Origin of the sequence: Kitasatospora sp. NPDC057542 (assembly GCF_042801945.1) — a bacterium.
Lineage (GTDB): Bacteria > Actinomycetota > Actinomycetes > Streptomycetales > Streptomycetaceae > Kitasatospora.
The window spans coordinates 17388-34946 of record NZ_JBHVFE010000037.1; the positions used below are offsets into that span (position 1 = coordinate 17388).

At 72.6% G+C, this 17559-nt stretch carries 13 protein-coding genes; 8 read left to right on the forward strand and 5 right to left on the reverse strand.

Annotation, left to right across the window (positions count from 1 at the left end; all coding sequences use genetic code 11):
• The first annotated feature begins 17 nt into the window (after nt 1-17).
• The 4 genes from ACFU7Y_RS07650 to ACFU7Y_RS07665 all read left to right on the forward strand — a co-directional run bounded on the left by ACFU7Y_RS07650 (nt 18) and on the right by ACFU7Y_RS07665 (nt 5097).
• Entirely contained in the window at nt 18-551 is a 534-nt protein-coding gene (locus ACFU7Y_RS07650) for a YrhB domain-containing protein (protein ID WP_224275886.1), read from the forward strand.
• 211 nt (nt 552-762) lie between these two features.
• Nucleotides 763-1992 carry a C40 family peptidase gene (locus ACFU7Y_RS07655; protein ID WP_224275887.1) on the forward strand — a complete coding sequence of 410 codons (1230 nt, stop codon included), beginning with the start codon at nt 763-765 and terminating at the stop codon, nt 1990-1992.
• 138 nt (nt 1993-2130) lie between these two features.
• The gene (locus tag ACFU7Y_RS07660; protein ID WP_224275888.1) at nt 2131-2544 is read left to right on the forward strand and encodes a VOC family protein; all 414 of its coding nucleotides are present in this window, start codon (nt 2131-2133) and stop codon (nt 2542-2544) included.
• Nucleotides 2545-2721: 177 nt separating this feature from the next.
• Complete coding sequence (locus ACFU7Y_RS07665) at nt 2722-5097, forward strand: excinuclease ABC subunit UvrA (RefSeq protein ID WP_224275890.1); 2376 nt, start codon at nt 2722-2724, stop codon at nt 5095-5097.
• 41 nt (nt 5098-5138) lie between these two features.
• Here the strand turns inward: ACFU7Y_RS07665 and ACFU7Y_RS07670 are convergent, their stop codons facing one another.
• From ACFU7Y_RS07670 to ACFU7Y_RS07690, 5 genes are all read right to left on the reverse strand, one after another.
• Nucleotides 5139-5654 (reverse strand): GNAT family N-acetyltransferase, encoded by a 516-nt coding sequence (locus tag ACFU7Y_RS07670; RefSeq protein ID WP_380766771.1) that lies wholly within the window; start codon nt 5652-5654, stop codon nt 5139-5141.
• A gap of 77 nt (nt 5655-5731) precedes the next feature.
• A complete protein-coding gene (locus ACFU7Y_RS07675) occupies nt 5732-7597 on the reverse strand; it encodes an endonuclease/exonuclease/phosphatase family protein (RefSeq protein WP_308020142.1) in 1866 nt (621 codons plus the stop codon).
• Between the two features lie 225 nt (nt 7598-7822).
• Entirely contained in the window at nt 7823-8776 is a 954-nt protein-coding gene (locus ACFU7Y_RS07680; RefSeq protein ID WP_224275894.1) for a Gfo/Idh/MocA family protein, read from the reverse strand.
• A gap of 160 nt (nt 8777-8936) precedes the next feature.
• A complete protein-coding gene (locus ACFU7Y_RS07685; RefSeq protein WP_380766772.1) occupies nt 8937-9656 on the reverse strand; it encodes a hypothetical protein in 720 nt (239 codons plus the stop codon).
• Nucleotides 9657-10026: 370 nt separating this feature from the next.
• On the reverse strand, nt 10027-10938 hold the full coding sequence (locus tag ACFU7Y_RS07690) for a LysR family transcriptional regulator (RefSeq protein ID WP_380766773.1): 912 nt from the start codon (nt 10936-10938) through the stop codon (nt 10027-10029).
• A gap of 296 nt (nt 10939-11234) precedes the next feature.
• On the opposite strand from ACFU7Y_RS07690, the gene ACFU7Y_RS07695 reads away from it, so the two are divergent.
• The 4 genes from ACFU7Y_RS07695 to ACFU7Y_RS07710 all read left to right on the forward strand — a co-directional run bounded on the left by ACFU7Y_RS07695 (nt 11235) and on the right by ACFU7Y_RS07710 (nt 17466).
• The gene (locus ACFU7Y_RS07695) at nt 11235-12620 is read left to right on the forward strand and encodes a hypothetical protein (RefSeq protein WP_224284876.1); all 1386 of its coding nucleotides are present in this window, start codon (nt 11235-11237) and stop codon (nt 12618-12620) included.
• A gap of 151 nt (nt 12621-12771) precedes the next feature.
• Nucleotides 12772-14226 carry a TolB family protein gene (locus ACFU7Y_RS07700; protein ID WP_380766774.1) on the forward strand — a complete coding sequence of 485 codons (1455 nt, stop codon included), beginning with the start codon at nt 12772-12774 and terminating at the stop codon, nt 14224-14226.
• A 151-nt stretch (nt 14227-14377) separates the two neighbouring features.
• A complete protein-coding gene (locus ACFU7Y_RS07705; protein ID WP_224283718.1) occupies nt 14378-15748 on the forward strand; it encodes a hypothetical protein in 1371 nt (456 codons plus the stop codon).
• A gap of 152 nt (nt 15749-15900) precedes the next feature.
• On the forward strand, nt 15901-17466 hold the full coding sequence (locus ACFU7Y_RS07710; protein ID WP_224283717.1) for a hypothetical protein: 1566 nt from the start codon (nt 15901-15903) through the stop codon (nt 17464-17466).
• Nucleotides 17467-17559 lie beyond the last annotated feature (93 nt).

Below are 17559 nucleotides of genomic sequence, written 5' to 3' on the forward strand. Positions count from 1 at the left end.
GGTGAACGATGGGGAGCGTGATTTCCCGGGAGCGAGCGGTCGAGCTGGTCGAGTCCTATCTGGAGCGGGAGCGGCCGACCTGGGCATGGGCGAGGCTGATCCCGGCGCTGGCCGTCTACGCGGTCGAGGAGCGGTCCGTCGGGTGGCTCGTCTACTGGACCTCGGCGCAGGGCGCCCGCGACCCCGCGCTGCGCGGGAACCTCCTCGGCGGCCCCTATCTGGTCGACCGGGAGGACGGCAGCATCCACTTCGTCCCCGGCACCGACTGGAGTGACGGCTGGGAGGAGGACTACCTCCGGCAGGTCAAGGGCATCAGGGCGCCCGACCCCCTCGCCGCGGACGTCCGGCGCCTCGCGCACTCCGTCGGGACCGCCGCCGCCATGCAGCACCTGCGCAAGAACGCCCCGCGGATGAGCCTGCAGCAGGCCAGGACGTACGTGACGATCGCCAGGGACGGGAGTGAACCGCCCGAGGATCTGGTGAGCCTCACCCGCAAGCCCGACCGATGGGCCCCGGGCCCCATCGAGACGCTGGCGGGCCCGGTCCGGTAGCAGCCCGACCGTACGCCGCGGTCGAGCCGCATGGGGGCGGATCGGCAGTGGCCTCGACGGCGCGACCGCTCCGGCAGCTCCACGGCGGAATGCCGGGAAGTTGCCGGTTGCCGTGCCGCTGACCAGCAAACCGGCAGGTACAGGGGCCTCAGGAGGTATGTGGTGCACAACCATTGACCCGGAGTCAGCGACTCCGGAAAGATCCGCGACCATGACTACGCGCGTAACCCTTCTGTCACGGTGGCTGATCGCCCCGCTGCGGTGGGCGGCCCTGCTGTCGCTGCTGGTGTCGGTCGGAGTGTTCTTCGCCGGCGCCGGGGCGGCCCAGGCGGCGCCCGCCTGCGGGGTCCTCTCCACCGGTGCGGCGCCGCAGGCGACCGCAGCCGTCCGCTCCGCCTGCGGGCTGATCGGCACCCCGTACTCGTGGGGCGGCGGCCACGGCTCGCAGCCCGGCCCGACGTACGGCCTCTGCGACCCCTCCAACGGCGCGCCCAACGACTGCAACGTCCGCGGCCTGGACTGTTCCGGCATGGTCCGCTACGCCTACTACCTGGCGGTCGGCGAGGACGTCATCAACGGCACCACCCGGACCCAGTGGCCGACCTCCCGGGCGGTCGCGCGCTACTACCGGGCGGACGGAACCGCACCGCTGCTCCCCGGCGACCTGGTGTACTTCGGCAACACCGCCTCCACCATCCACCACGTCGCGATGTACCTCGGACAGGGCTGGATCGCCGAGGCCCCCTACTCCGGCGGCTACGTCCAGGTGGCGGCGCTCTCCTCGCACGGCGACTACTACGGCGCCATCCGGCTGTACGGCGCCGGCGGCGGCTCCACGACGCCGCCGCCCACCACGCCGCCGTCGAACAGCGGCCAGTACTGGGTGGACACCAACGCCAACGCGCCGGTGTACGGCTCCCCGACGTCCACCACGAGCACGGGCACGCTGTACCAGGGCACGAACTACGTCTTCTGCAAGGCCTGGGGCCGCGAGGTCTCCAACGGCAGCGCCTACAACCACTGGTGGCTGAAGACCGACCCGGACGTGGGCCCCGGCGGGCAGTGGGTGTCCGCGTACTACCTCTCCCGGTGGGGCAACGACGTGGCCAAGGACAACAACGGCACGACCATCCCCACCTGCGCCGGCGGCGGCACCCCGCCCGCCACCGGGAAGTACTGGGTGGACACCTTCGCCAACGCGAGCGTCTACGCCTCGCCGACCTCCACCAACGCCACCGGGACGCTGTACCAGGGGACCAACTACGTCTTCTGCAAGGCCTGGGGCCGCGAGGTCTCCAACGGCAGCAGCTACAACCACTGGTGGCTGAAGACGGACGCGGACGGCGGCCCGGCCGGCCAGTGGGTGTCCGCGTTCTACCTGTCGCGATGGGGCAGCGACACGGCCAAGGACAACAACGGCACGACCATCCCCGACTGCTAGCAGGCAGCCCGACCGTGCTGGTCCCGACCACCGCCGAGGTGGCCGCGACCAGCACGGTCGCGTTCTCCCGGGGCGCCCCCGCGGACCGATCAGGATTCGAGAAGCGCCCGGCCGGGGTGCGCGCCTAGCGTTGCAGTCATGAGCGACATCACCATTCACTGGACCTTCCTCCCGCACACCGACCCCGAGGCCTCCCTGGCCTTCTACCGCGACCTGCTCGGCTTCGAGGTGCGCAACGACGTCGGCGGCGGCCCGATGCGCTGGATCACCGTCGGCCCCGTCGGCCAGCCCGACGTCTCCCTGGTGCTGGAGCCGGCCTCCGCCGACCCGGGCCGCACCGAGGAGGAGCAGCGGACCATCACCGAGATGATGGCCAAGGGCACCTACGCCCGGCTCGTCCTGGGCACCCGCGACCTCGACGGCGTCTACGACCGGCTGAAGTCCGGCGGCGCCGAGTTGGTCCAGGAGCCGACCGAGCAGCCGTACGGCGTCCGCGACTGCGCGTTCCGCGACCCGGCGGGCAACATGGTCCGCTTCAACGAGGTGGGCTGAACCCACAGGCACCGGGGCCCGCCCCGCCCGCCGTCGGCCGTACCCGAAGCCCGTTCGATCCCGGCCGGATCGATGGTTGGATCGAAGGGTTCGAGCACACCGACGGCGGCCGTGGGGCGGGCCTGCCCGACCCCGCCCACCCCGAAGACCGCCGAGAGCCAGGGAGCGAAGAGAACGATGCCCAAGCGGACGGACACGCAGCCGCACGTCGCCGACAGCCACGACCTGATCCGGGTGCACGGCGCACGCGAGAACAACCTCAAGGACGTCAGCGTCGACATCCCCAAGCGCCGGCTGACGGTGTTCACCGGGGTGTCCGGCTCGGGCAAGAGCTCGCTGGTCTTCGACACCGTCGCCGCCGAGTCCCAGCGGCTGATCAACGAGACCTACAGCGCCTTCGTCCAGGGCTTCATGCCCACCCTGGCCCGCCCCGAGGTGGACGTCCTCGAAGGCCTGACCACCGCGATCATCGTCGACCAGCAGCGGATGGGCGCCGACCCGCGCTCCACCGTCGGCACCGCAACCGACGCCAACGCGATGCTGCGCATCCTGTTCAGCCGACTCGGCACCCCGCACATCGGTTCCCCCAAGGCCTTCTCCTTCAACGTCCCGTCGATCAGCGGCGCCGGCGCCGTCACCGTCGAGCGCGGCGGCAAGACGGTCAAGGAACGGCGCAGCTTCAGCATCACCGGCGGCATGTGCCCGCGCTGCGAGGGCCGCGGCACCGTCTCGGACATCGACCTCACCCAGCTGTTCGACGACAGCAAGTCGATCTCCGAGGGAGCGATCACCATCCCCGGCTGGAAGACCGACAGCTGGTGGACGGTCGGCGTCTACGCCAACTCGGGCTTCCTCGACCCGGACAAGCCGATCCGCAGGTACACCAGGAGGGAGATGCAGGACTTCCTCCACCGGGAGCCGACCAAGGTCAAGGTCAAGGGTGTCAACCTCACCTACGAGGGCCTGATCCCCAAGATCCAGAAGTCCATGCTGTCCAAGGACAAGGACGCGCTGCAGCCGCACATCCGGGCCTTCGTGGAGCGGGCCGTGACCTTCACCACCTGCCCCGACTGCGAGGGCACCCGGCTCAGCGCGGCGGCCCGCTCCTCCGAGATCGCCGGGATCAGCATCGCCGACGCCTGCGCGATGCAGATCAGCGACCTCGCCGCCTGGGTCCGAGACCTCGACGAGCCCTCGGTGGCGCCGCTGCTCGGCACGCTCCGGCAGGCCCTCGACTCCTTCGTGGAGATCGGCCTCGGCTACCTCTCGCTCGACCGCCCCTCCGGCACCCTCTCCGGCGGCGAGGCGCAGCGGGTCAAGATGATCCGCCACCTCGGCTCCTCGCTCACCGACACCACCTACGTCTTCGACGAGCCCACCACCGGCCTGCACCCGCACGACATCGACCGGATGAACCGGCTGCTGCTGCGCCTGCGGGACAAGGGCAACACGGTGCTGGTGGTGGAGCACAAGCCGCAAACCATCGCGATCGCCGACCACGTGGTCGACCTCGGCCCCGGGGCCGGTGCGGCGGGCGGCGCGGTCTGCTACGAGGGCGACGTCGAGGGGCTGCGCACCAGCGGCACGGTGACCGGCCGCCACCTGTCCGACCGGACGGCCCTGCGCGAGGCCGTCCGGAAGCCGACCGGCACCCTGGAGATCCGCGGCGCGAACACCCACAACCTGCGGGACGTGGACGTGGACGTCCCGCTCGGGGTGCTCACGGTGGTGACGGGGGTGGCGGGGTCCGGCAAGAGCTCGCTGATCCACGGCTCGATCCCTCGCGAGGAAGGCGTGGTCTCCGTCGACCAGGGTGCGATCAAGGGCTCCCGGCGCAGCAACCCGGCCACCTACACCGGGCTGCTCGACCCGATCCGCAAGGCCTTCGCCAAGGCCAACGACGTGAAACCGGCCCTGTTCAGCGCCAACTCCGAGGGCGCCTGCCCGACCTGCAACGGCGCCGGGGTGGTCTACACCGACCTGGCGATGATGGCCGGGGTGGCCACCACCTGCGAGGACTGCGAGGGCAAGCGGTACCAGCCGGCGGTGCTGGAGTACCACCTGGGCGGGCGGGACATCGCCGAGGTGCTGGCGATGTCGGTGACCGAGGCGGAGGAGTTCTTCGGCTCCGGCGAGGCGAGGCTCCCGGCCGCGCACCGCATCCTGGAGCGGCTCGCCGACGTCGGCCTCGGCTACCTCAGCCTCGGCCAGCCGCTCACCACGCTCTCCGGCGGCGAGCGGCAGCGGCTCAAGCTGGCCACCCACATGGCGGACAAGGGCGGCGTCTACGTGCTGGACGAGCCGACCACCGGCCTGCACCTGGCCGACGTCGAGCAGCTGCTCGGACTGCTGGACCGGCTGGTGGAGTCCGGCAAGTCGGTCATCGTGATCGAGCACCACCCGGCCGTGATGGCGCACGCCGACTGGATCATCGACCTCGGCCCGGGGGCCGGCCACGACGGCGGCCGGGTGGTCTTCGAGGGCACCCCGGCCGAGCTGGTCGCCGCCCGGTCCACGCTGACCGGCGAGGCGCTGGCCCAGTACCTGGGCTGAGCCGTACCTGGGCTGAGTCGCGAGCCCTCCCGCCGGGCCGGTCAGTCCAGCGGGAGGGCCATCTCCAGGATCCGCGCCGAGGCGTCCAGCACGTACGGCGTCGCCTCCCCCGTGAAGGCGAACCCTCGCCGCAGGTAGAAGGCGGCGGCGCGGGGGTTCGCCTCGTGCACTCCGAGCAGCATCCGCCCGGCGCCGCGGACCCGTGCCCAGGCGAGCACCGCGTCCAACAGGGCGTCGGCGACTCCGCGCCCGCGGCCGCGGTGCGCCGGGTCCACCCAGACGCCGATCAGGTCGAGCGCGCCGGCCTGCTCCCGGTTCGGGACGGACAGCATGGTGCCGACCCACTCCCCCGCGGCGTCCACGGCGACCAGGCCGAGCCGGTCCGGCTCGTTGACCCAGTCGCACCGGGCCCGCCACTCGCCCTCGCCGTGGCGGCTCGCGCTCTCGTGGGTCTCGCCGAAGGCCAGGGGCGTGTCGAGCAGTTGGGCCAGCCGCACCTTCCGCAGCCGCTGCCATTCGGTGCGCCCGATCCGCTCGATCCGGTACTCCATCGACATCGACTCCCCCGTCACACGACGCTGCCTCCGCCGCTGGTGATCACCGGTGGCGGAGGCAGGATAGCCGTGACCCGGGACTACGGCTTGATGCGGACCACCTGCGGGTCGTGGTCGCTGGCCTGCTGGGCGAACTCGGCGTTGATGTGCACCACGTCGTACTTGGCGTAGCCGACCTCGGGGCTGACCAGGATGTGGTCCAGCACCTGCGAGTTGCCCTGGTAGACGTACGAGTACTGCTCGGTCTCCGGCAGCTCGTTCACCAGGTCGCGCAGCACGCCGTCCTTGGTGAGCGCGGCGAGCGCGGGCGAGAACTGGTAGTCGTTGAAGTCGCCGAGGGAGACGACCTTGGCCTCCTTGTCCGCGGCCAGCAGCTTGGCGACGAAGGCCTGCTCGACGGTGGCCTGCTTGGTCCGCTGCACCTCGGAGCTGCGGGTCGGCTGCTGGAACCGGCTGTCGATGCCCTGGTCGCCACCCTTGCTGTTGAAGTGGTTGGCGATCACGAAGACCTTCTTGCCCCGGAAGGAGAACTGACCGACCAACGGCTTGCGGCTGTTGGTCCAGGCCTCGTCGGTGGGCTCGATCCGGCCGGGCGAGGCGGTCAGCGCGGCGCCCGCGCCGGTGCCGCTCACGCCGACGGCGGTGGTGGCGTCGCCGCCGGGGATGTCGGTGAAGGACACCCGCTGCGGGTTGAACAGGAAGACCTGGCGGATGTTGCCGCCGGGCTCGCCGCCGTCCTTGCCGTCCTGCGGGTCGACCGAGCGCCAGTCGTAGGCCGGGCCGCCGGCCGCCTTGATCGCGGCGATGAACTTGGCGACGGTCTGGCTCGCGTCCACCGTGCCGTCGTTCTTGGCCCCGTTGTTGTCCTGGATCTCCTCCAGGGCGACGATGTCGGGCGAGCGCAGGTTGGTGACGACGCCCTGGGCCAGCTCGGCGAACTTGGCGTCCGGGTTGCCCGGGGCCAGGTTCTCCACGTTGTAGGTGGCGAGGGTGAGTTCGCGGTCGCCCGCCTGGGCGGTGACCTCGCGCTGGAGGTGGTTGTCCTTCAGCGTGCCCATGGTGCCGGCGACCAGGGTGTAGCCGCCGAAGTTGTTGTAGTCCAGCGGGCCGGTGGTGGTGCCGGTCAGCTCGTCGCCGACGTTGGCCACCGGGAACGGCTGCTGGGAGACCGGGGCCTGCTGCTGGATCATCAGGCGGCCGACGTTGGGCTCGCGGTAGGACTCGTACAGCACGCCGCCGCGCTTGCTGCGCTGGTCCTGACGGTCGGCGGCGACCCACAGCTCGTTGTACTTGTCGGTCGCCTGGATCACCCGGACGTCCTTGACCTGGACGAGCATGCCCTCCAGGGACTCGTAGAAGTCCAGGGTGTACTTCTCGGGGTCGAGCTTCACGCCGTCGATGGAGCCGTCCGCACCGGCCGGCGGGGCGTAGGTGCCGGGGATGTTACGGGTGTCCACGACCACCGGGGCGGGCAGCGGGTTGCCGGCCGACAGGACGGTGACGCCCGGGGCGGAGATCTCGGTGAGGGACTGCGAACCGCCGCCGAAGTTCGGGTAGTACTCGGTGACCTTGCCGCTCACCAGCACCGAATCGCCGACCTTCACGGTCGGGTTGCCGCCGGTGAAGACGAAGACGCCCTCGCTGGTGGCCGGGTCGGCGTCCGGGTTCGGGTCCTGGATCCAGAAGCCCTTGGAGCTGCCGTACGCGCGCACACCGGTGACGATGCCGGGCACGCCGGTGACGGGCTTGCCCGCCTGCGGGGATGTCCGGGTGCCGCCCTGGATGTCGTGGATCCGCAGCGGGCCGACCTCGGTCGGGGCGGGGGTGGCGGCAGCGGCGTTCGCCACCGGCAGCGGGACGAGCACCAGCGAGGCGGCCAGCGTGGCCGGGATCAGGGCGGCGCGCAGCAGGGCTCTGCGGGGGCGGGGTGCGGGGGCGGTGGTCACCGGGGAAGTACTCCTAGCTCCGTCGTGCGGCACTGGCGTGGCACGGCGGTCCGGGCGGAGGCGCGCGTCGGACGCGCGCTACTCGCGTAGGGAGAAAGCGGAGGACGGACACCCGCCCCCCGCGGCGCCCCTCAAGATACGCGCGTAGAAAATGCCCCGACAAGACCCCGACAGTGAACTGTCGGTTCCCTGGGGATGACTTGACTGCCGGTCAGTCCGGGCTTTTCACAGCCCGCTTCCAGCGGACTCCCAGGAAGCCTCGATCCGCTCCACGACCAGCTCGCACAGCTCGTGGGTGCGCAGCGCGTCGTGGGCGTCCAGGGTGCGCCCGGCGCGGACGGCCGCCAGGAAGGCGAGCACGCACTGCTCGATGCCGCGCTGACGAGCCACCGGCACCCAGTCGCCGCGGCGGCGCACGGTCGGCTGGCCGCGGTGGTCGATCACCTCGGCCAGGTTGTGCACCTCGCGCTTGGAGTCGCCGCCGGAGACCTCCAGCACCTCCTCGGTGGAGCCGGAGAGCCGGTTCATGATGCCCAGCGCGGTGAACCCCTGCCCGCCGAGGGTGAGCACCACGTGCTCGACCAGCCCGTCCCGGCTGCGGGAGCGGACGTCCACGTGCTCGATCTCACCGGGGACCAGGAAGCGCAGCGTGTCCACCACGTGGATGAAGTCGTCGAACACCAGCGGGCGGGCCGCCTCGGCCAGGCCCTCCCGGTTCTTCTGCAGCACGATCAGGTCGCGCGGCCGCTCCAGGGCCTGCACGTAGCCGGGCGCGTGGCGGCGGTTGAAGCCGACCATCAGCGAGCGGCCGGTCCGGTCGGCGAGGTCGACCAGCCGGCGGGCGCCGTCCAGGGTGTGGTCGAGCGGCTTGTCGACGTAGACGTCCACCCCGGCGGTGAGCAGCTGCTCGACGATCGGGACGTGCTGGTCGGTGGCGGCGTGCACGAAGGCGGCGCGGATGCCGCCGCCGATCAGCGCGCCGAGGTCGGTGAAGCGGTGCTCGGGGGCGATCCGGTGGGCCTCGCCGATCCTGTCCAGCTTCGCCGCGTCCCGGGTCATCAGCCGCACATCCAACCCCGGCAGCGCGGTGAGCACCGGCAGGTACGCCTTCTGCGCGATGTCACCGAGCCCGATCACCCCGACCGGAAGGAGGTCGTCAGGGACAGAGGTCGAATTCATCGGATTCTCCATAAATACGCCGACACATCAGCTCCACCCTATTCACCGGCTCCCGTACGCCACCAACCCGCCGCCGGCACCCCGGAACGGCTGGGGCGGATCCTGTCGGACCAGAGCGCGGCGTCGGCGTGCGTGCAGCGCGGGGCGGGTCCCCGCACGCTCACTCGTGGGCGCTGATCTCACCGCCGGCGCTGAGCACGATGGAGATGCCGTTGGCGTCGAGGCCGACATCCTGCTGGTTCGCCTCCAGCGTGCCGTACACGGCGTTCTCGTTGCCGAGGATCTCCGCACGGTACCGGAGCTCGCCGGTCTTCGTGACCTTGGCCGTCCAGCCGCCCGCCAACTTGAAGGTGCCCGGTCCCTGGTGGCCCCCGCCCATCCAGGAGTGGATCCGGCCGTCCAGCGAGAGCATGACGAACATGCCGTTGGCGTCGAGTCCGCCGTCGTGCTCCTTCGCCTCCAGGGTGGCGAGGACCTGCCCCTTGTTGAGGATCCTGGCGGCGTAGTGCTGGTTTCCGAGGTCCTGGATCTCGGCCGTGCTGCCGTCCACCAGGGTCGCGGTGCGGACGCCCGAGGGCGCCTTGGGCGGGGCGGCCGGCGTCGTCGCGGCGCGCCCGGCGGGTGCGGCGGCCGGAGCGGTGGCGCCGCCCTTGGCGGGCGCGGCAGGCGTCGTGGCCGGCGCCGCGGTGGTGGGGGTGGCGGCCGGTGCGGTGGTGGCCGCCCCGGTGGCGGCGGGTGCGGTGGTGGCCGGTGCGGCCGAGTCGTGCGCGCCCGACGCGGAGGAGCAGGCCGTTGCGGCGGGTACCAGCAGGGCCGCGGCCAGGACGGTTCCGGCCAGCGTACGGGTGGCGGTCGCGCGGCGGATCGTCGAGAGGGGCATGCGGGTTCTCCTGAGCGCAGTACGGGTGAGGAGCACCCCGAGCCGGGTCGTCCCTCCTGCGTGGACCGGAGGGCGGGGGCTGGGTGCAACTCGAAACTAGTGCGAACAGTCGACGGAATTGAGCCTTCCGTGTCACCGAACGGCAACACCCGGACCGCGCCGCACCGGTCACGCCCCGTCAGGCACGGCTCCCGGGCCCGACGCCTCTTCGACTGTTGCCGCCCAGGTGGCCGCAGCGCGCGGGCCGGCGCGCCGAACGCGGGCCGTCCCCGCCGAGCGGTGGGCGGTGACGCCGCGGCGGGCGCCCTCAGCCCGCCAGGCGGCGTCCATCAGGACTGCCGAGAACGTCGGCGAGCCGCGGCGAGCCGGTTCACGCGCCCGCGGCGGCCGCCTCGGCGAGCGAGTCCAGGACCGGCCGGATCAGCGGGTGCGCGTCCGCCCCGGCCCGGACGGCGGCGAACACCCGGCGGGTGGCGAGCTCGCTGTCCACCGGGCGCACCGCGACCTCGCCGAGGTCGACGCCGCGCAGCGCCGAACGCGGCACCAGCGCCACCCCGAGGCCCGCCGAGGCGAGCGCGACCACGGCCCGGAAGTCGTCGGAGGAGTGCAGCAGCCGCGGCTGGAACCCCGCGTGCTCGCAGGCCAGCAGCACCACGTCGTGGCAGGGGTTGCCCGGGTACGGCCCGATCCACGGTTCGTCGGCCAGCGCGGCGACGGCCAGCGGGCCGGACTCGGCGGCCAGCCGGTGGCCGAGCGGCAGCACGGCCTCGAAGGGCTCGGCGTACAGCGGCACCCGGGTCAGCCGGGCGTCGTCGGCACGCGGGGCGCCCCGGTACTCGACGGCCACCGCGAGATCGGCCCGGCCGTCCAACACCATCGGCAGACTGGCGTCGCCCTCGGCGTCCAGCACCTTGAGCCGCACTCCGGGCGCGCTCCCGGCCAGCAGGCCGACGGCCGGGGCGAGCACCGAGGCGATGGCGGTCGCGAAGGAGGCGACCGTCACCTCCCCGGAGACGCCCGCACTGTACGCGGCGAGGTCGGCCTCGGCGCGCTCCAGCTGGGCGAGCACCACGTCCGCGTGGCCGAGCAGGATCTCCCCTGCGGCGGTCAGCCGCACCCCCCGGCCCTCCCGGGCGAGCAGGTGGTGGCCGGTCTCCTGCTCCAGGGCGGCCAGTTGCTGGGAGACCGCGGAGGGGGTCAGGTAGAGCGCGGCCGCCGCGGCGGTCACGGTGCGGTGGTCCGCCACGGCCCGCAGGGTCCGCAGCCGTCGTGCGTCGATCACGGACCAATTCTGCCAGCGCGGCACGGCGCGGCGGACCGGCCGGAGGGCGCCCACCACAGCCGACCAGTGGAAACCCGGGAGACGGAACGGAACGGCGGCACCACCCGCGCAAGCCGGCCGGCGGGACCGAAGGCCCCGGCCGGAGCGGGTATCCGGTCAGGCGTACCACCGGTGGCGTATTTCCGGACGAGATCGCTCCCGCCCGTTGACCACCCGCCCGGCCCGGCGCTTGGCTCGTGATCGAACCGGGCCGCGGGGGTCGTGGGCCCGGCACCGTCATCTGGGGAGGATGATCGATGACCACCGCACGCACCCGCCGATGGCTGGCCCGTACCGCCGCCGTCCTGGCCGCCACGACCGTGGCCGGCACCGCGATGCCCGCCGCCGAGGCCCGCCCGCCCAAGGGCGACACCGCCCGGGTCAGCGAGGGCCCCAAGGGCGAGGGGCTCGACCGCGAGTCCTTCGCGCTCGGGCTGAGCGGCGACGGCCGCTACGCCCTGTTCTCGTCCTCCGCGTCCAATCTGCTGCCCGGCGGCCACGGCAGCTCGGGTGACGTCTACGTCCGGGACCTGCGCAACGGGCACCTCGAACGGATCGGCGTCGCCGCCGACGGCTCCGCACTGGACGACGGCGCCGGCGACGCGGCGATCAGCGGCGACGGCCGGTACGTGGTGTTCGGCACCCGCGCCACCAACGTGGTGCCCGGGCAGCCGAAGCACCAGAACGACCTCTTCGTCCAGGACCGCTGGACCGGCCGCACCGAGCTGGTCACGGCCGGCGACGGCGTCTCCGGCGCGGGCGACGACCAGACCATCCGCACCGCCCACGACCCGGCCGTCAGCTGGGACGGGCGCTACGTGACCTACTCCTCGGACCGCACCGACCTCGCCCCCGGCGTGCGCGGCGGCAAGTTCAACATCTTCGTCACCGACCGCTGGACCCACACCACGCGGGTGGTCTCCACCGGCGCGGACGGCTCCCCCGCCGACAACAGCTCCTACCGACCGACGATCAGCGCGGACGGCACCGTCATCGGCTTCAGCTCCCGCGCCGGCAACCTGCTCCCGGCCGACCAGGCCCCGGCCGCCGTCGCCGACAGCACCGACACCGCCTCCGCGTCGGCCGGCGCCCGCCGCTACCCGTACTTCGTGTGGGACGCCCGCACGGGCAGGCTCGCCGGCGCCAGTCGCGACGAGGCCGGGGAGCTCCGGGGCAGCGGCTCCGACGGGCGGATCAGTCCCTCCGGCCGCTACGCGGTCTACGCCCTCTTCCAGGAGGGCGGCCGGCCGGGCTCGCACGGCGTCCACGAGGACGTCTTCGTCCACGAGCTCGCCACCGGCAAGGTCACCAAGGTCAGCACCCCACTGCCCGGCACCACCACCATCGATTCCTCCTTCGACGCCGAGATGACCCTCGACGACCGCTGGGTCTTCTTCGCCTCCACCGCCTCCGTCCTGGTGCCCGACGACACCAACGGGCAGACCGACGTGTTCCGCCACGACCTGTGGACCGGCCGGACCGACCGGGTCTCCCTCACCGCGGACGGCGGGCAGAGCGCCTCCGCGTCCTACTTCCCGCACGTCGACGCGTTCGGCGGCACGCTGCTGTTCAGCGCCGACGACGGCAACCTGGTACCGGGCGACACCAACGGCAACGCGGACGTCTTCCGACGCCGCCTCTGAGGTCCTGACTCCCCTCCGAAATCCGCCCGTCGGCGCATTTTCGGCCGAGATCACCCACAGCCGTTGACCACCGGCCCTCCCGGCGATTGGCTCTGCGAAAGCCCGCCGCCGGGAGGGAGCCCGGCCGGGTGATCCCAGGGGAGGACGATCCATGACCACCGCACGCACCCGCCGCCGACTGGCCCGTACCGCCGCCGTCCTGGTGGCCGCCACCGTGGCCGGCGCCGCGATGCCCGTCGCCGAGGCCCGCCCGCCCAAGGGCGACACCGCCCGGGTCAGCGAGGGCTCCAAGGGTGAGGCCCTGGACGGGGCCTCCCTCGCACTCGGGCTGAGCGGCGACGGCCGGCTGGCCCTGTTCTCCTCCGCGGCGACCAACCTGCTGCCGGGCGGCGCCGGGGCCGTGGGCGACGTCTACGTCCGGGACCTGCGCAACGGCCACACCGAGCGGGTCAGCGTCGCCGACGACGGCTCCGCGCTGGACGGCGGCAGCAACGACGCGGCGATCAGCGGCAACGGCCGGTACGTGGTGTTCAGCAGCTACGCCACCAACGCGGTGCCCGGGCAGCCGAAGCACGAGAGCGACGTCTTCGTCCGCGACCGCTGGACCGGGCACACCGAGCTGGTCAGCGCGGGCGACGGCAGCTCCGGCGCGGGCGACGACCAGAGCATCCGCAACGCCTTCAACGCCGCCATCAGCTGGGACGGGCGGTACGTGGTCTACTCCTCGGACCGCACCGACCTCGCCCCCGGCGTGCACCGCGGCAAGTTCAACATCTTCGTCACCGACCGCTGGACCCACACCACCCGGGCGATCAGCACCGGCGCGGACGGCACCCCCGCCGACAACAGCTCCTACCGACCGACGATCAGCGCGGACGGCACCGTCATCGGCTTCAGCTCCCGCGCCGGCAACCTCCTCCCGGCCGACCAGACCCCGCCCGCCGCCATCGCCGCAGCCGCGTCGGCGGCCGCGGACGCCCCCGACGGCGCGGACCGGGCCGAGGCCGCACAGGCCCCGCGGGCCGCCGGCGCCCCCGCCGAGCTGGCCGGAATCCGCGCCTACCCGTACTACGTCTGGGACGCCCGCACCGGGCGGATCACCGGCGCCAGCTACGACGAGGCCGGCGAGTTCACCGGCAGCGGCAACGACGGGCGGATCAGCCCCTCCGGCCGCTACGCGGTCTACACCGTCTTCGAGGAGGGCGGCCGGCCCGGCTCGCACGGCCGGCACCAGGACGTCTACGTCCGCGAGCTCGCCACCGGCAAGACCACCAAGGTCGACAAGCCGCTGTCCGGCGCCACGAACATCGACTCCTCCTACGACCCCGTGATGCCGCTGAACGACCGCTGGGTGTACTTCACCTCCGATGTCGCCGACCTGGTGCCGGGCGACACCAACGGGCAGGCCGACATCTTCCGCCACGACCTGCGCAGCGGGCGCACCGAGCGGGTCACCCTCACCGAGGACGGCTCGCAGAGCACCACCTCCGCCTTCTTCCCGCAGGTCGACGCCGACGACACGACGCTGCTGTTCAGCGCCGAGGACGGCAACCTGGTGCCGGGCGTCGCCAACACCACCACGGACGTCTTCCGACGCCGCCTGTGAGCGTCTGACTCCCCTGGGGGATACGTCCGTTGACGTATTTCCCGGCGGGATCACGCCCGGCCGTTGACCAGCGGTCCTCCCGACGGTTGGCTCTGCGAAAGCCCGCCGCCGGGAGGGAGCCCGGCCGGGTGATCCCAGGGGAGGACGATCCATGACCACCGCACGCACCCGCCGCCGACTGGCCCGTACCGCCGCCGTCCTGGTGGCCGCCACCGTGGCCGGCGCCGCGATGCCCGCCGCCGAGGCCCGCCCGCCCAAGGGCGACACCGCCCGGGTCAGCGAGGGCTTCAAGGGCGAGCAGCTCAACGGCCAGTCGTCCGCGCTCGGACTGAGCAGTGACGGCCGCTCCGCGCTGTTCCGCTCCACCGCGACCAACCTGCTGCCCGTGGCCGGCACCCCGAACTCGGACGAGGTCTACGTCCGAGACCTGCGCAACGGCCACATCGAGCGGGCCAGCGTCGCCGACGACGGCTCCGCGCTGAACGCCGCCACCACGGACGCCTCGATCAGCGGCAACGGCCGCTACGTGGCCTTCAGCACCACCGCCACCAACGTCGTCCCCGGACAGCCTCGGCACGAGAGCGACGTCTTCGTCCGCGACCGCTGGACCGGCCGCACCGAGCTGATCACCGCCGCCGCCCTGCCGAGCGGCGACGACCAGACCATCCGCACGGCGGACAGCCCCACCCTCAGCTGGGACGGCCGGTACGTCGCCTACTCCTCCAGCCGCACGGACCTCGCCCCCGGCGTGAAGCGCGGCAGGAGCAACATCTACGTCACCGACCGCTGGACCCACACCACCCGGCTGGTCACCGTCGGCACGGAGGGCGAGGGCGCCGACAACAACTCTTTCACCCCGACGATCAGCGCCGACGGCTCCACCGTCGGCTTCACGTCCCGGGCCGGCAACCTGCTCCCGGGCACCCCGGCCGCGGATGACGGGTCGCCCCAGCTGACCGGGCCCCGCTACTACCCGTACTACGTCTGGAAGGCCGGCACCGGCACGGTCGTCGGCGCCAGCCTGGACGACACCGGAGAGCTGATCGGCGTCGCCCGCGACGGCCGGATAAGCCCGGACGGCCGCTACGCGGTCTACAGCATCCCGGTGTTCGTCGGCGGCTTCCCCGGCCCGAGCCACGGCAACCGGCTGGACGTGTACGTCCACGAGCTGGCCACCGGCAAGCTCACCAAGGTCAACACCGACCTGCCCGGCACCACCACGAAGTGGTCCTCCTCCAACGGCGTCATGACGCTCGACGACCGCTGGGTCTACTTCGACTCCAGCGCCGACAACCTGGTCCCCGACGACACCAACGACGCCGGCGACGTGTTCCGCCGCGACCTGTGGACCGGCCGGATCGAACGGATCAGCCTCACCCGGGACGGCAGGCAGAGCACCGCCTCCTCCTACGGCCCGTACGTGGACGCCACCGGCGACACGGTGATCTTCGACGCCTCCGACGGCGACCTGGTGCCGGACGACACCAACAACCGGCTGGACGTCTTCCTGCGCCGCCTGTGATGGCCTGATTCCCTTGCCGCATACGTCCGTTGACGTATTTTTCGCCGAGATCACCCGCAGCCGTTGACCACCGGCCCTCCCGACGATTGGCTCACCCGAAAAGCCCGTCGCCGGGAGGGAGCCCGGCCGGGCGATCAGAGGGGGAAGACCTCATGACCCGTACCACCCGGACGACCCACAACCGGTGGCTGTCGGGCGGCGGCAGCGTCCTGGCCGCGGCCGCCGTGCTCGCCGTCACCGCCGCCCCGGCCCAGGCCGCCCCGGTGCCGCGCGGCACCGTCCAGGTCAGCGTCGGACTCAACGGCGCCGCGCCCGACAACCAGTCCTCGGCCCAGGGCATCAGCGCGAACGGCCGCTACGCCCTGTTCACCTCCTGGGCCACGAACCTGGTCGAGCAGCCCGCGCTGGGCGGGCGCGACGCCTACGTGAAGGACCTGCGCACCGGCCGCACCGAGCGGGTCGACCTGTCCGACTCCGGCGAGGTGCTGAACGGCTGGACGGAGCAGGCCGCGATCAGCGGCAACGGCCGCTACGTCGCCTTCGAGAGCAACGCCGACAACGTGGTGCCCGGCATGCAGGTCAAGGGGCGCACCGAGGTGTACGTCCGGGACCGGAGGACCGGCCGCACCGAGCTGGTCAGCGGCGGGCTCACCAGCACCGACACCGACCGGTTCCACTACTCGTACGCGCCCTCGATCAGCGCCGACGGCCGGTACGTGGCCTACGTGTCCTCCCGGACCGACCTGGACCCGACCGTCGTGGACCCCGATCCCGCGCCCTCGCTGGCCAGGCCCTACACCTGGAAGATCAACGTCTACCTCACCGACCGCCGGACCCACACCACCCGGCTGGTCTCCCGCGACGCGAACGGCAGGCCGGGCGAGAGCACGTCCATCCGCCCCACGATCAGCGCGGACGGCCGCACCATCGGCTTCGGTTCCCTCTCCAGCCTGCTGCCGGACGATCAGACCCCCGGCCTCGCCGCCGCGGCCACCGCCTCCGCCGACGTGGAGCTCACCCCGAGCGCCGCCGAGGCCGCGCGCCGCAGCGTCCCGGAAGCCGTGGCGCAGCCGAGCCTGGCCCGACCGACGGCCGCCCCCTACTACACCTACGACGTACGGTCCGGGAAGCTCACCGCCGTGAGCGCGGGCCTCGACGGACAGATCGGCAGCTCCAGCTTCGAGGCGACGATCAGCCCCGACGGGCGGCGCGCGATCTACACCCTGGCCGAGCCCGGCGGCTCGACCAACGGCCACCGCTACCACACCGTGCTCTACGTACGGGATCTGCGGACGGGCGTCGTGACGAAGGTCAGCGGCGGCCTGCCCGGCACCAGCTCGGTCGGCTCCTCCGACCACGGCTCGATCACCGCCGACAACCGCTGGATCTACTTCGAGTCCGCCGCCGACAACCTGGTGGCCGGCCCGCAGCACCCGGGCTGGGACGTCTACCGCCAGGACCTGCGCACCGGCCGCACCGAGCGGGTGTCCAACGCCCCGGACGGCTCGTTCGGCAACGGCTCGTCGAGGGACCCGATCGTGGCCGCCTCCGGCCGGACCGTGCTGTTCGACTCGACCAGCGGCAACCTGGTCGCCGGCGCCAACGGCCCGGCGGCGAGCGAGAACTCCCAGGTCTTCGCCAAGCCCGTCGGCTCCCACCAGGGCATCGACGGCGACCAGGGCGACGACGAACAGGACGAGGACGGCGACGAACAGTAGCCGGAACCACGACGGGGGCGGGACGTCGGCCGGGCCGACGTGCCGCCCCCGAAGCGGGAGGGTGGGGCAGGTGGGTGGTGTGCCGTGGGGCGG